The sequence below is a fragment of the Paraburkholderia lycopersici genome (assembly GCF_900096975.1).
Taxonomy (GTDB): Bacteria; Pseudomonadota; Gammaproteobacteria; order Burkholderiales; family Burkholderiaceae; genus Paraburkholderia; species Paraburkholderia lycopersici.
In genome coordinates this window covers 179,848-192,753 of record NZ_FMYQ01000012.1, presented here as the reverse complement: position 1 = coordinate 192,753, position 12,906 = coordinate 179,848, and the positions used below count along the sequence as shown (strand labels likewise).

At 65.0% G+C, this 12,906-nt stretch carries 10 protein-coding genes and 2 pseudogenes; 6 read left to right on the top strand and 6 right to left on the bottom strand.

The window, feature by feature from the left end:
• Together BLU17_RS15465 and BLU17_RS15460 are read left to right on the top strand one after the other, a co-directional pair.
• Nucleotides 1-119, top strand: a pseudogene (locus BLU17_RS15465) (4-hydroxy-2-oxovalerate aldolase); the annotation flags it as partial.
• A 98-nt stretch (nucleotides 120-217) separates the two neighbouring features.
• The gene (locus tag BLU17_RS15460) at nucleotides 218-1,294 is read left to right on the top strand and encodes a porin (protein ID WP_091997904.1); all 1,077 of its coding nucleotides are present in this window, start codon (nucleotides 218-220) and stop codon (nucleotides 1,292-1,294) included.
• A 346-nt stretch (nucleotides 1,295-1,640) separates the two neighbouring features.
• On the opposite strand, the gene BLU17_RS15455 is transcribed toward BLU17_RS15460, so the two are convergent.
• The 5 genes from BLU17_RS15455 to BLU17_RS15435 form a co-directional block, all read right to left on the bottom strand.
• Nucleotides 1,641-2,729, bottom strand: coding sequence for a cupin domain-containing protein (locus BLU17_RS15455; RefSeq protein ID WP_091997902.1), 1,089 nt, complete (start codon nucleotides 2,727-2,729; stop codon nucleotides 1,641-1,643).
• A 95-nt stretch (nucleotides 2,730-2,824) separates the two neighbouring features.
• Nucleotides 2,825-4,189 (bottom strand): MFS transporter, encoded by a 1,365-nt coding sequence (locus BLU17_RS15450; protein WP_091997900.1) that lies wholly within the window; start codon nucleotides 4,187-4,189, stop codon nucleotides 2,825-2,827.
• Between the two features lie 126 nt (nucleotides 4,190-4,315).
• Nucleotides 4,316-5,524, bottom strand: coding sequence for a 3-hydroxybenzoate 6-monooxygenase (locus BLU17_RS15445; RefSeq protein ID WP_091997898.1), 1,209 nt, complete (start codon nucleotides 5,522-5,524; stop codon nucleotides 4,316-4,318).
• A 52-nt stretch (nucleotides 5,525-5,576) separates the two neighbouring features.
• Nucleotides 5,577-6,227, bottom strand: a complete 651-nt coding sequence (maiA, locus tag BLU17_RS15440; RefSeq protein ID WP_091997896.1) for a maleylacetoacetate isomerase — start codon at nucleotides 6,225-6,227, stop codon at nucleotides 5,577-5,579.
• Between the two features lie 28 nt (nucleotides 6,228-6,255).
• Nucleotides 6,256-6,954, bottom strand: coding sequence for a fumarylacetoacetate hydrolase family protein (locus tag BLU17_RS15435; RefSeq protein WP_091997895.1), 699 nt, complete (start codon nucleotides 6,952-6,954; stop codon nucleotides 6,256-6,258).
• A gap of 287 nt (nucleotides 6,955-7,241) precedes the next feature.
• Here BLU17_RS15435 and BLU17_RS15430 point away from each other — a divergent pair, with 287 nt between their 5' ends.
• Nucleotides 7,242-8,156 carry a LysR substrate-binding domain-containing protein gene (locus BLU17_RS15430; protein WP_091997893.1) on the top strand — a complete coding sequence of 305 codons (915 nt, stop codon included), beginning with the start codon at nucleotides 7,242-7,244 and terminating at the stop codon, nucleotides 8,154-8,156.
• 340 nt (nucleotides 8,157-8,496) lie between these two features.
• Here the strand turns inward: BLU17_RS15430 and BLU17_RS33815 are convergent.
• Nucleotides 8,497-8,706, bottom strand: a pseudogene (locus BLU17_RS33815) (cupin domain-containing protein); the annotation flags it as partial.
• A 289-nt stretch (nucleotides 8,707-8,995) separates the two neighbouring features.
• Between BLU17_RS33815 and BLU17_RS15420 the strand changes: the two are divergent.
• The 3 genes from BLU17_RS15420 (at nucleotide 8,996) to BLU17_RS15410 (ending at nucleotide 12,896) form a co-directional block, all read left to right on the top strand.
• On the top strand, nucleotides 8,996-10,081 hold the full coding sequence (locus tag BLU17_RS15420) for a porin (RefSeq protein ID WP_176929108.1): 1,086 nt from the start codon (nucleotides 8,996-8,998) through the stop codon (nucleotides 10,079-10,081).
• Between the two features lie 353 nt (nucleotides 10,082-10,434).
• The gene (locus BLU17_RS15415) at nucleotides 10,435-12,438 is read left to right on the top strand and encodes a hydantoinase/oxoprolinase family protein (protein WP_091997891.1); all 2,004 of its coding nucleotides are present in this window, start codon (nucleotides 10,435-10,437) and stop codon (nucleotides 12,436-12,438) included.
• The gene (locus tag BLU17_RS15410) at nucleotides 12,435-12,896 is read left to right on the top strand and encodes an acetone carboxylase subunit gamma (protein ID WP_091997889.1); all 462 of its coding nucleotides are present in this window, start codon (nucleotides 12,435-12,437) and stop codon (nucleotides 12,894-12,896) included. The genes BLU17_RS15415 and BLU17_RS15410 overlap by 4 nt, the downstream gene beginning before the upstream one ends.
• Nucleotides 12,897-12,906 lie beyond the last annotated feature (10 nt).

Sequence of the window (12,906 nt, the reverse complement as noted above, 5' to 3'; positions counted from 1 at the left end):
ACGACCTGAAGACCGTCGATATCCTCGTCGAGCTCGGCAGGCGCCGCATGGTAGGCGGCCAGGAAGACATGATCGTCGATGTGGCGCTTGATCTGCTCAAAGCGCAGCGTGCAGCGTAAGTCTGTTACCCGCGATTCCACTTGAGAGCCACCGTCACGGTGGCAACAGTGGGCGATCCCCTACACCATAAATAACAGATGTTTGGAGACGTTAAATAATGAAAAGCAACCTCAGGAAGTCCGCACTTGCAGTCTCGGCCATGATTCTCGCCACCGCGGCTCATGCCCAGAGCAGCGTCACGCTGTACGGCATCGTGGACGCCGGTGTCATGTACATGAGCAAGACGCGGAACGCTACCGGCGGCAATGGTGGCAAGTTCATCGGCTTTACCGACAGCGGCGAAGCGCCTTCGGTGTTCGGCTTGAAGGGCGATGAAGATCTCGGCGGCGGTATGCATGCCGAGTTCAACCTCGAAAGCGGTATCAATCTCGGCAACGGCGGCTTTAATAATTCCAACGGCAACCTGTTCGGTCGCCAGGCGTGGGTCGGCGTGCGCGGCAACCTCGGTACGCTGCGTGCGGGTCTGCAATATTCGCCGTTCTTCGACGTCGTGTGGGAAGCGGATCCGCGCGGTCTCTCGCAGCTCGGCAGTAACCTGGTGGTCTACTCGTACAACGCGCTCGGTACCGGTGTGTTCAACTCCAACATGATCAAGTACGACTCGCCGGTGATCGCGGGCCTGCAAGGCAGCGTGATGTTGGCGCTGGGCGGAGTCGCCGGTGACTTCCAGGCAGGCCGTCAGTATTCGGCCAACCTGCAGTATCACTGGCGAGATCTGGGCGTGTTCGCAGCGTACTACAACGGCAACACCGGTGGAGCGATGACGCCGCTGCCGACCAATCTGGGCATGCAGGCGCGCATTATCGGCGCCAGCTACAAGTTCGACGCGCTGACTGCCAAGGCCTCGTTCACGAACTACAAGATGGCCGGCTCGGGCATCAACAACAATGTGTACAACGTGGGCGTCGATTTCATGGCAACGCCGGTAATCGATCTGAATGCCGGCGTCTGGTACATGGTCAATCGCGACGACACCTCGAGCAAGTCGCTGCTGGGTGCGGTGGGCGCCAACTACTTCCTGTCGAGGCGTACGGGCATTTACACGCAGGTGGGTGTGGTCAACAACAAAGGCGGCCAGAATTTAGGCCTGGCGATGGGCGAAGCGCCGACCACGCTGTACGCACCGGCTGGTACGACGGTCGGCGTCAACGTTGGTATCCGCCACCTGTTCTGATCGACTCGCTTTCCGGACCGCTGACGAACCCCATGTTATTCGGAGCATGGGGTTCTTTTTGGCTCTTTCTCGTTGGCGGCGGCGCGTGGGGTAGGCGAGCTCATTTTGCTGGCGAGGCAGCGAGCATGAAGGCGTTGCCGGAGACGGTAACGGAATTGAACAAGTCAGCCGGGCAGTCGCCGGATTCATCTGCTTTCGGCGGCATCGAAGGCAATGTGTGTTCTGGCCCAGTCGTGTGCTGTCCATCTGCGGGACGTGGTTCCCGCAGCAATCGATTTCCGCCAGCAGACCCGGTCCGTTCGCTGTGAGACCCCAACCGGTTAATGGTTGGAGTGAACGTATCGCTTTATTTGCGATCTTCGATCGACGTGCGGTCGAAGTGCAGGCGCTCCATGATCGGCGCATCCGAGAAGTGGAACAGGTCGAACTGGCTTTCGGCCTGCAGCGACCAGGGCACCCAACTCGGGACAACGAAAATATCACCCTTCTCGAGCGCGTGCGTCGTACCGCCCATGACGACGCCGCCGCGTCCCTCGAACACCTGGAAAACCCGCGTTCCGACGTCTCGGCGCGTTGCCGTGCTTACGCCTGGACGCAGCCGGTGGAACTCGGCGCGGATCGTCGGCATGACGTCGCCACCAGTCGTCGGGTTGGTGTAGCGAACCGCCGCATGGCCCGGCGCCACAGTGCCGGGATACCCCTCGTCTTCGAGGTGCAGTTGCTCGCTCAGCGCGCGATCGGTGTGCTCCCAGCGATACGCGCCGACAGGCGAAGCGATCGTGTTCTGCAGCCCCGACAGCGGACGCAGCCCCGGGTGACACCACAGGCGCTCGCTGCGCGAGAAATCCGGCGTAGTCTTGTCGCTCAGTTCATCCGGGCCGAGTTCGAAGAAACCGACGTCGTTCGTGTAGCTGAACGGGATGTCGAGCCCGTCGATCCATGCCATCGGGGCGTCGCGGACGTTCTGGTGGCCGTGGAAGCACCAGCCCGGCGTGATCAGGAAATCTCCGCGGCTCATGCGTACCGGGTCTCCATTCACGACGGTCCAGACGCCTTCGCCTTCCACAACGAAGCGGAATGCATTCTGCGAGTGACGATGCTCAGGCGCAGTTTCGTGCGCGCCAAGATATTGGATTGCGCACCACAAAGTCGGCGAAACATAGGCTTCGCCACCGAGGCCCGGGTTCGCGAGCCCGATGGCCCGGCGCTCGCCGCCACGGCCGACGGGGACCAGTTCGCCCGACTGCTGGGCGAGCGGGTAGAGCGTCGCCCATTTCCACACATGTGGAACGGCATGCGGCTTGGGATGTCGCGGCATCAGTCCGCTGATTTGCGTCCAGAGCGGATTGAGGTGATTGCTTTCGAAATCGGCATAGAGCTGGCGAAGCGCCGGGGAATCTTCCGGCTGTCCACCGTGGGGTACTGGATTGTTCATGGATCAGGTTTCGCTTATGAAGGCTGGGAAATGAGTGTTCGGTTGCAGACCGGATTGCCAGTCGCGCGAGATGCGACAACACAGATAACGACTCTTCAATGCCCGACGCCGGCCACTGGCGAGAGGGCAACCTCATCGCGCCGCAGATGGAAGCCGAACACGGTCATCGCGCAGCCGGCCACGATCGCCGGCATGCCGACGATCGAGAACAGCATCGGCATATCGAGCCCGGCCGCCAGCATCGAGCCCCCTGCGAGCGAGCCGAGCACGGAACCGAAGCGGCCGACGCCGTTCGCATAGCTCACACCCGTCACGCGGCAGTCGGAGGGGTAGAACGCGGCGGACAGCGCGTTCGCGCCGCACTGCGTGCCCGATACGCACACGCCGGCCAGGAACACCGAGATCGCGGCAAGCCACGGGCTGCCGGTAAGGTGGCCAATGGCGGCGGTGAACACACCCGCCAGCACATAGGCGACGGCCAGCACGAAACAGGGATTGAGGCGGTCCATGAGCCAGCCGAGCGCGATCGCACCGAGCGTGCCGCCGACCTGGAACATCGCTGTCACGAGCGCCGCCGTGCGCAGCGAGGCGCCGCTCGTATGCAGCAGCATTGGCAGCCAGCTTTGCAGCAGATAGATCAGGAGCAGGCTCATGAAGAACGTGAGCCACAGCAGCAGCGTGCCGTTTCGCAGCTCCGGCGTAAACAGCCGGCCGATGCGCGAGCCCGAGGATCCGCGGCTCACGTCGGCGACGCTGAACGCGACCCCGTCGAGGTTCGCGTTCGGATCAATGCGCCGCAGCGCTGCGGCGATCCTCGCCGGCGGCCATTGTGCATTCACCATGTAGCGCACCGATTCCGGCAACGCTCGCACATAGACGAGTGCCATTGCGAGCGGCACGATGCCGCCGACGAGCAGCACCGAGCGCCAGCCATACTGGACGATCAACATCGCTGCCGCGAAGCCGCCGAGCGCGGAACCACACGTGAAACCACAGAACATCGTGGTGACGAGAAACGAGCGTAGACGTGCCGGGCAATATTCGGAAGTCAGCGTGACCGCGTTCGGCATGGCGCCGCCCAGGCCGAGGCCGGTCGCGAAGCGCAGCGCGATGAGCCAGCCGAACGACGGTGCTGCTGCGGCGGCGACGCTCGACACGCCGAACACGAGCAGGCAGCCAAGCAACAGACGCTTGCGCCCGATGCGGTCACCGATCGGGCCGAACAGCAGCGCGCCGGCCATTAGTCCGGCCAGCCCCGCGCCGAACACCGGACCGAGCTGTTGCGGGGAAAGATGCCAGAGCGCGCGGATCGACGGGGCGATGAAGCCGATTGCGGCGGTGTCGAAACCATCGATCGCGACGATTAGAAAACACAGCACCGCGATCAGCACCTGGAACGGCGTGACGCGGTTGCGGTCGATGAACGAGGTGACGTCGAGCGTCGACGCGGGGTTGGCCATCCGTGTCTCCTTCGGAATGGGCAGGTTGCGGAGCCGCACGATGCGTTGCCGTAGCCGCTCCTGTGACGGGGCCGGGAGCGCCGCGCCCAGCCGGGTTCCGTGGCGAGGCCAAGCCCCGCCGGCGGCTCAGACAGCACCCTTCAGGCAGTCTTCCACGCGCCAGCCGTACAGCCATTCGAGCGCGTCATAGAACTGATCCCGCGTGCGGCCGACCCACAACTGGTTGCGCACGAGGCGCTCGACTCCCTTCGCGTGATAGACGCGGCCCATCTCGCGCGCACTCCAGAGCACGCGCGCGGTGCGCGGAATCCGGGCCTGCTCGTAGAGCTTGAAGGCCGCGACGAAATCGCCGTCGGTGGCCTCGATTGCCTTGCCGAGCGTGACTGCATCCTCGAGCGCCTGGCACGCGCCCTGCGCGAGATATTGCGTCATCGGGTGCGCGGCGTCGCCGAGGATCGTCGCGCGGCCGAAACTCCACTGATCGGCCGGGTCCCGGTCGGCGGTGGCCCAGCGGCGCCACGAGGTCGGCCTGTCGAGCATCTGGTGCGGCAACGGGTGGATGCCCTCGAAGTACGACAGCACTTCCTCCTTGCTGCCGTCGGTCACGCCCCAGACTTCCCTCTGGCGGCTGTGGAACGTGACGACGAGGTTGTATTCCCGGCCGCCGCGCAGCGGATAGTGTACGAGGTGGCAACGCGGGCCGGCCCAGACCACGGGCGAATTGATCTGCAGGTCCTTCGGCATGTTTTCGACATTGACCACCGCGCGGTACACCACGTGGCCGGTCGGAGTCGGCTCGTCGCCGTGCAGCGCCGCACGCACCGCGGACTTCACGCCGTCCGCGCCGATCACGGCGTCGGCCGTATAACGTTCGCCGTGCTGGTCGATCACCGTGACGCCGCGCTCGCTCTGTTCAAGCTGGCGGATCTGCGTGTCGGTGCGGAACTGGATCAGCGGGTTGCCCTGCACGGCTTCGAAAATCGACAGATGGATGTCGGCTCGATGGATCACGCCGTACGGATTGCCGAAGCGCTTGCGGTAGGCATCGCCTGTTTCGATGCGCACGATTTCCTTCGCATCGACCGCGTCCATCAGCGTCAGCGAGTCGGTATAGACGGTGCGGTTGCGCGCCGCTTCGCCGGCGCCGAGCGCGTCAAGCGCCGTGAACGCGTTCGCGCCGAGCTGGATACCCGCGCCGATTTCGCCGATCTGCGGGGCCTGTTCGAGCAGCAGCACCGCAATGTTCTGCCGGGCGATGGCGAGCGCGGCGGCGAGGCCGCCGATGCCGCCGCCCACCACGATCACGCGGCGGTGGGCCCTGGATGTCTGAGGCATGTCTGTCTCCTGGATGATTCAAAAACCAAAATGCGGTCAGGTACCCGGCGCGCTATGCGACGTAGTCGGGCTGGTTTTTCGGTTCGGCCTTGACGAAGGACGGATGCCCGGACGCATGGCGGTACGCGGCCATCACGCGTGAATACGCGGACAGATCGCAGCCCATGCGCAGCGCATTCGCGACTTGCGGCACGAGGCACACGTCGGCGAGCGTCGGTGCGCCGCCGAAGCACCACGGACCGCCTTCGCGCGCCGCGGCCTGTTCGAGCAGGCGTTCGGCAGCGCAGAGGCCCTCTGCAATCCAATGCTTGTACCAGGCATCCTTCTGGTCGGACGTAGCCTTGAGCACGTCGGTCAGATACTTGAGCACGCGCAGGTTGTTGACCGGGTGAATGTCACATGCGATCAGGTTTGAGAACTCGAGCACGCGCGCACGCAGTACCGGCTCCGCCGGAATCAGGCGGGGTTCGGGGTACGTGCCGTCGAGCCAGTCGATGATTGCGAGCGACTGGCCGAGATGAAAATTGCCGTCGACAACGGCCGGCACGACGGCCGACGGGTTGACCGTCGCCACGTAGTGCGCGTCGCGATGTTCGCCCAGGCGGATGTTCACGCCGTGAAAGATCGGCTCGATGCCCTTGAGCGCGAGCGCGATACGCACACGGTACGAAGTGGAGCTGTTGAAGAAGCTGTAAAAATCCACGTTGGTCGTCCAGTTCGGTAGCGTTGATTCAGACGACCTTGACGGTCAGTTCGCCAAGCCGCTCGACGCCGACTTTCATGGTGTCGCCGCGCTTGACAGGGCCGACGCCCTCGGGTGTGCCGGTATAGATCAGATCGCCCGGTTCGAGCCTGAAGAAGCGCGACAGGTACGACACGGTTTCCGCGACCGACCAGATCAGGTGCGTGATGTCGCTCTTCTGCTTCGGTTCGCCGTTCACGGTCAGCCAGATACCGGCGTGCTCGAAGTGGCCGACCTGCGAAGCCGGATGGATCGGGCCGATCGGTGCCGATTCGTCGAATGCCTTGCCGATTTCCCACGGACGGCCCATTTCGCGCATCTTCATCTGCAGGTCGCGGCGCGTCATGTCGAGGCCGACCGCGTAGCCCCAGACATGGTCGAGCGCCTGTTCGAGCGGCACGTTCGAGCCGCTCTTGCCGATCACTGCGACGAGTTCGACCTCGTAGTGGTAGTTCCCGGTCTCGGCCGGGTAGGCGAGTTCGAGCGTCTGGTCATAGGCAACCGGAACGATCGCGTTGTCGGGCTTGCAGAAGAAGAACGGCGGTTCGCGGTCCGGATCGAAACCCATCTCGCGAGCGTGGGCGGCGTAGTTGCGGCCGACGCAGTAGACGCGGCGCACGGCGATCGAGTCGTTCGAGCCGACGACCGGTACGGCGATGGGAGCTTCAGGCGTGAAGATGAATGGCATGGGATGGATCTCTCTGTCGAATGGGGGCGGCGCCGGCCGGTCAGGCGCAGCACGGGACGGAAGCTCCCGGCGGCGCGGACACCCGCGGCCGCGAGATGCGAAGCCCGGAGTGGCGGTTGGCTAACGGGGGTGTCGTCATGCGTGTCTCCTGCGCGATCGGGCGATCCGGGGAAGCGGGGCGCCACGGGTACTTGCTGTTTGGGCGTATTTATAGGCTGGCGGGCTATATTTGTATAATTGCAAATTGTCACTATTCATACGTAAACGGATATACCTCGGAGGGGGCAATGCTCGACTGGACCTACCGGCTGCGCCTGCGCCACCTGCAGATGCTGCTGTCGATTGCGCAGACCGGTAATCTGAGCCAGTCGGCCGAGGCGTTACACACCACGCAGCCGGCGCTGTCAAAGTGGCTGAAGGAACTGGAGGCCGATGTCGGTCTGCCGCTGTTCGAGCGTCATGCACGCGGCCTGCGGCCGACGCCGTACGGCGAAGCGATGGTTCAGCACGCGCGGAGCATCATCGGCCACCTCGACAGCGCGCGCGACGACATGGATGCGCTGCGCGACGGCGGCAGCGGGCTCATCACGGTCGGCACGTCGGGTGTGTCGGCTGCCGACACGGTGCCGCTCGCGGTCGCGCGCCTGATCCGGCAGATGCCGCGCGCCCAGGTGCGGCTTGCCGAAGGCACGATGAATCGCCTGATTCCGCAACTGCTGCAAGGCGAGATCGACATCGTGGTCGGCCGCGCCGCGAACCCGCAACTTACCTCGCAACTGAAGACGGAGACGCTCTACCACGATCCGGTCAACTTTGTCTCCGGGCTGGAACATCCGCTCGTGTCGCGAGATGCGGTCGGCTGGGGCGACCTGTTCAGCTATCGGTGGATCGTCTGGCCCGAAGGCACGCCGATCCGCAACGCGCTTGAATCGGCGCTCATCTCGGCCGGGCGAAGCATGCCGCGCAATTGCATCGAATCGAATTCGTCGCTGCTCAACATCACGCTGCTCAAGCATTCGGAGTTGCTCGGCGTCGCGTCGCAGCGCGCGGCCCAGCGGTTTGAACGATTGAGCTTGCTGCACGTGTTGCCCATGCCGTTCGGTGGAGCTGGCGCGGTCTCGATGTACTGGCGTGCAGATGCGGAAGGCCGCCATGCCGTCGCGCTCGCGCTCGACTGCCTGCGCGCGAGCGCGGAGGCATGAGCTGCGGCCGGGCGTATCCGGCGACTATTCTGCGGATGAACAAGTCCTGTCCACGGTGTCGCTGAGCGGCAGCGGGAAAATGCGTTAGCTGCGGTGCGCAGCAACACGAGCGGCCAGCGAGTTTCGCAAGGCGCGGCGATTCCAGACGAAGGAGGGCCGCGAGCTGGTCTGTCCGATCACGTAGGAATACGAATCGGACAGACGTCTCTGCTCGTGGTTTTCTCGATATCGTGACGGAAATACCAGGCTGGTTTCGAAAGTGATCGGATCTCGTAGAGGCCGAGGCGGCGATGCAGGGGGGGATTCGTCCGCGATGAACACGAACGAGGGCCTGTTGACCAGGCGGTTTTTCACCGTCACTTATATGCACCGCATTGGGGGTTTGGCGGTGGCTGGGCGCCCATTCTCCGGGGCGCAGCAACTGCATGCCGAGGTACATGGCCGGGCTGGCCTGCATGTTTTCCAGGCCGTGCCCCGGGTTGGCCAATACGATCACGCGACGCTCGGCCTTCTCGATCGGGGTGAGTTCGCCGGCCTTGAGCAGCAGCGGCCACGCGTCCCGAATAAAGAAAATTCGACGGAAGGGGGGGATGGGTCATCGGTCCGCATTTCTGGTCCGGCCGATTCGATCCGGGGAATCCATGGTTCCGGACTACCCGAACGGGTGGGGGGCACGCGCGATTCCGATCCCTACACTGCTTTCCTGCGGATATCGCGGCAAGCGATCGCTTGCCGGCATGTTCGGCGGCAGGCCGGTGCGCACTGAAGCGAATCATCGGCATACGCAGGCGAGTCACGGCCTTCCAGTTTCGAAAAAACAACATCAGGAGACGTAGCGGATGAAGCGCGCCCTTTCCCCCGTCAACATCGTCGTGCCCCCTCTCATTTGCCTTGCCTTCGCCATTCCGGCCGCCCATGCGCAAAGTAGTGTCACGCTGTATGGCGTCGTCGACGCCGGCATTCTCTACACGAGCAAGACGGTGAACCCCGCGACCGGGCAGAACGCCGGCCATCAGTTTTCGATGGTGACGGGCGGCATGACGCCGTCGCTGTTCGGCCTGAAAGGCACCGAGGATCTCGGTGGCGGCCTGAAGGCGATCTTCGCGCTCGAAAGCGGGATCGACATCGCGAGCGGGGGCTTTACGGATTCGAACGGCAACATGTTCGGCCGGCAGGCGTGGGTGGGGCTCGCCAGTCCGTACGGGACGGTGAAGGCGGGCGTCCAGTTCTCGCCGTTCGTGCTGTCGCTCATCGCGACCGACGCGCGCGACGTGTCGTATTTCGGCAGCGGCGTGCCGTTATACGTCGGCAATGTGTTCGTGACGGGCATCTTCAACGCGAACTCGGTGTCCTATACGAGCCCGACAATCGGCGGCTTCCAGGGCGCGGCGATGCTCGCGCTCGGCGGCGTCGCGGGCGACTTCCAGGCGGGGCGGCAGTATTCGGCGAGCCTCAACTACACGTACGGGCCGCTGCTGATCAGCGCAGCCATGTACAACGGCAACGCGGGCGGCACCGCCGCGTCGACGCCGGTGCCGAGCACGGTGCCGTTCACCGGCCGCACGATCGGCGCGAGCTACCGGTATCGCGACCTGACCGTGAAGGCGTCGTTCGTCAATTACAAGGTTTCCGGTTCGTTCGACAACCGCGTCTACAGCGGCGGCCTGAGCTATCAGATCACGCCAGCGGTGAACGCGGATGCGGGCGTCTGGTACACCAGCGACGGCAACGATACGAGTAACCATTCGATCATGGCCGCAGCGGGCCTGACCTACAGCTTGTCGGCGGCGACGTTGCTGTACGGCCAGTTCGGCTTCGTCAACAACCACGGGAAGATGAATACGGGCCTGTCGACCAACGGCGCGCTGTTCGGCGCGTCGGGTTCGACGTTCGGCTCGGCGGTCGGCATTCGCCACCTGTTCTGAGGCGCGGACATCGCGCCGACGAATAGATCGGCGTGCAGATCGACAGTGCGAAGCCGACGCTCGCGCGCGAGCGCGCACGCGGCCGGTCCGGCCAGAAGCGCGCAGACGGATACGGGCATTCCATATCCGAAGACTACCCGGACGGGTGGCGTGGCGAGTCAGGCAGCCGCCTAGACTGATTCCACGACATACACAACATATAGGAGACGACGTGTATCACCCATCCCTTCCGCCTTTGCGCGGCTGTCCGGCCGTGCAGCGCGCCCCGCTCGACCTTCCCGTTGACCTGCCTTCCCGGCCGACGCATCGCACGCACCGCGCCTGACCCGATCCTTCACCAAGCGAGACAGATCATGACCCTCTCATCCGATTCCACTCGCGATGTGCGGCGGCCGGGCGCGGCAAGCGCCGGGGCCGCGCGGCATCGCCTGATCAACATCGACAACGGCGGCACGTTGACCGACATTTGCCTGATGGACGGTGACAAAGTGGTTCGCACGAAGACGCTGACGACGCCGCACGATCTGTCGCAGTGTCTGTTCGACGGGCTGCGCAAGGTATCCGAAGCGGTGTACGGCAAGGAAGATCTCGAGGCGCTGCTGCTGTCGACGGCCGCGATCCGCTATTCGACCACGCAAGGCACCAACGCACTCGTCGAGCGCAAGGGGCCTCGGCTCGGGCTCGTGACCGGCGGCACGTTGTCCGCCGATCAGGTGCGCGCCGCCGACGGCGCGGCTGACTTGTTCGACGCGGTGATCGGCAGCCGTGCGGTCGCGCTATCCGGCGACACGATCGAAGCCGACGTCGTGCGCGCGGTCGGCGAGCTCGCGGCGTCGGGCGCGAACCGGCTGGTCGTGTCGATCGGCGGGCCGCGGCGCGCGGAAGTCGAGCAGCGTCTGAAGCGCAGGCTGCTGCGCAGCTTTCCGCCGCACCTGCTTGGCGCGCTGCCGATCCTGTATGCACACGAAGTGGCCGACGACGTCGACGACGTTCGCCGCACGTGGACCACGCTGTTCAACGCGTTTTTGCATCCGGCGATGGAGCGCTTCCTGTACAGCGCCGAACAGAAGCTGCGCGATGCGCGCGCGCAGAGCCCGCTGCTCGTGTTCCGCAACGACGGCTATGCGGGACGCGTCGCGAAGACGATCGCGCTGAAGACATACAGCTCGGGCCCGCGCGGCGGCATGGAGGGCGCACGCGTGCTCGCGGAGCACTATGGGCTGAAGCATCTGTTGTCGATGGACATCGGCGGGACGACGACCGACATCGGCGTGGTCGACGAGCGCGGCGTACGCGCGGACCGGCACGGCGACGTCGAAGGCGTGGCGACGTCGTTCGCGCTGTGCGACGTCGTCAGCGCGGGCGTCGGCGGCAGCTCGATCATCCGCGCGAACGGCGACGGCATCGCGGTCGGCCCGGAAAGCGTCGGCAGCGCGCCAGGGCCTGCCTGTTTCGGCCTGGGCGGCACGCAGGCGACGATCACCGACGCGTTCGCACTGGCGGGCCTGCTCGATCCGGCGTCGTTCTTCGGCGGCAAGCTGCAGCTCGACAAGGCGCGCGCGCGGCAAGCAATTCACGCGCACGTCGCGGATCGGCTGAAGATGGGCGACATGGAGGCGCTGTCCGCGATGGAAGCGGCATGGGTGAAAAAGGTCGCCGACAGCCTCACCGCGTACTCGCCGATCCGGCCGGACACGACGCTGGCCGCATTCGGCGGCGCGGGCGCGCTGGTCGCGTGTCGCGTCGCGGATGCGATCGGCGTGAAGCGTGTGCTGATTCCGGGCCTGGCAGCGGTGTTCTCCGCCTACGGGATCGGCTTCTCCGACGTCGGCCACAGTTTCTCGGCGCCGCTTGCCGCGGCCACCGACGGCGCGCTCGCCGCGGCGATGGACACGCTGTTCGCGCAGGCGTCGCGCGCGATGTTCGGCGAGGATGCGGCGATCGACGATTGCCGTCTGGTCTACTCGCTCGAAGCCACCGGCGCCGACGGACAGACGGTCGGGCACGCGCTGCACGGGAAGACGCTGCCGGCCGATCTTCCGCCGGGCGCGGCGTTGTCCGTGTCGCTGACAGCGGTCAAGCGGATGCCGCAGGCGAGGCTGACGGGCCGCTTTGGCGAGGACGGGCATCAGGTGGCGATCACGCGCGACACGCGGCTCGTCGTCGTCGACGGCCGTGAGGCGGAACTGCCGCTCTATCGCGTCGAAGACCAGCCGAAAGGCGTCGCAGTGCGCGCGTCCGGCCCCGCAGTGCTCGAAGAGGACTTCTTCACCGGGCGCATCGACGCGGGTTGGCACTTCGAAATCAATTCCGCGGGCGACATTCTGCTCAGCCGTGGTGAGGAGACCGAACAATGAAAGTCCTGATTACCGAAACCCTGCGCATCGACCTCGGCACGGAGCAATGGGAATGCCGGCGCTGCGGCCATGAGCACGGCGGCGCGCGCGAGAACTACAAGCGCGGGCTGCTCGTCTACGATCGCGATCCGCGCGAGATCCACAAGCCGCTGCTCGATCAGAAGCTGTACGAGCGCACGTATTCGCCGGACCCCGACTGGTGCAGGATTCTCGAGTACTACTGCCCAAGCTGCGGCGTGCTAGTCGAAGCCGAGTATTTGCCGCCGGGCCATCCGCCGCTGCACGACATCGAGCTCGACATCGACGCGCTCAAAGCGCAATGGAAGGACCGTCCGGCGATGACGGAACCCGCGCAAGCGCCCGATCTCGCGCTCGAACGCGTGAAGCTGCAGCGCGCGCTGCACGCGGCCACGCATCACCGGCACGCGGCCGCCCGGTCCGATACGCCGTCCAACTGACATACGGGGA

What these genes read in the sequence shown, in the direction of transcription:
- BLU17_RS15415 (WP_091997891.1), top strand. Translation starts at nt 10,435, where the DNA reads ATGACCCTCTCATCCGATTCCACTCGCGATGTGCGGCGGCCGGGCGCG.
- BLU17_RS15420 (WP_176929108.1), top strand. Translation starts at nt 8,996, where the DNA reads ATGAAGCGCGCCCTTTCCCCCGTCAACATCGTCGTGCCCCCTCTCATT.
- BLU17_RS15445 (WP_091997898.1), bottom strand. Translation starts at nt 5,524, where the DNA reads ATGCCTCAGACATCCAGGGCCCACCGCCGCGTGATCGTGGTGGGCGGC.
- BLU17_RS15435 (WP_091997895.1), bottom strand. Translation starts at nt 6,954, where the DNA reads ATGCCATTCATCTTCACGCCTGAAGCTCCCATCGCCGTACCGGTCGTC.
- BLU17_RS15450 (WP_091997900.1), bottom strand. Translation starts at nt 4,189, where the DNA reads ATGGCCAACCCCGCGTCGACGCTCGACGTCACCTCGTTCATCGACCGC.
- BLU17_RS15460 (WP_091997904.1), top strand. Translation starts at nt 218, where the DNA reads ATGAAAAGCAACCTCAGGAAGTCCGCACTTGCAGTCTCGGCCATGATT.
- BLU17_RS15410 (WP_091997889.1), top strand. Translation starts at nt 12,435, where the DNA reads ATGAAAGTCCTGATTACCGAAACCCTGCGCATCGACCTCGGCACGGAG.
- BLU17_RS15430 (WP_091997893.1), top strand. Translation starts at nt 7,242, where the DNA reads ATGCTCGACTGGACCTACCGGCTGCGCCTGCGCCACCTGCAGATGCTG.
- BLU17_RS15455 (WP_091997902.1), bottom strand. Translation starts at nt 2,729, where the DNA reads ATGAACAATCCAGTACCCCACGGTGGACAGCCGGAAGATTCCCCGGCG.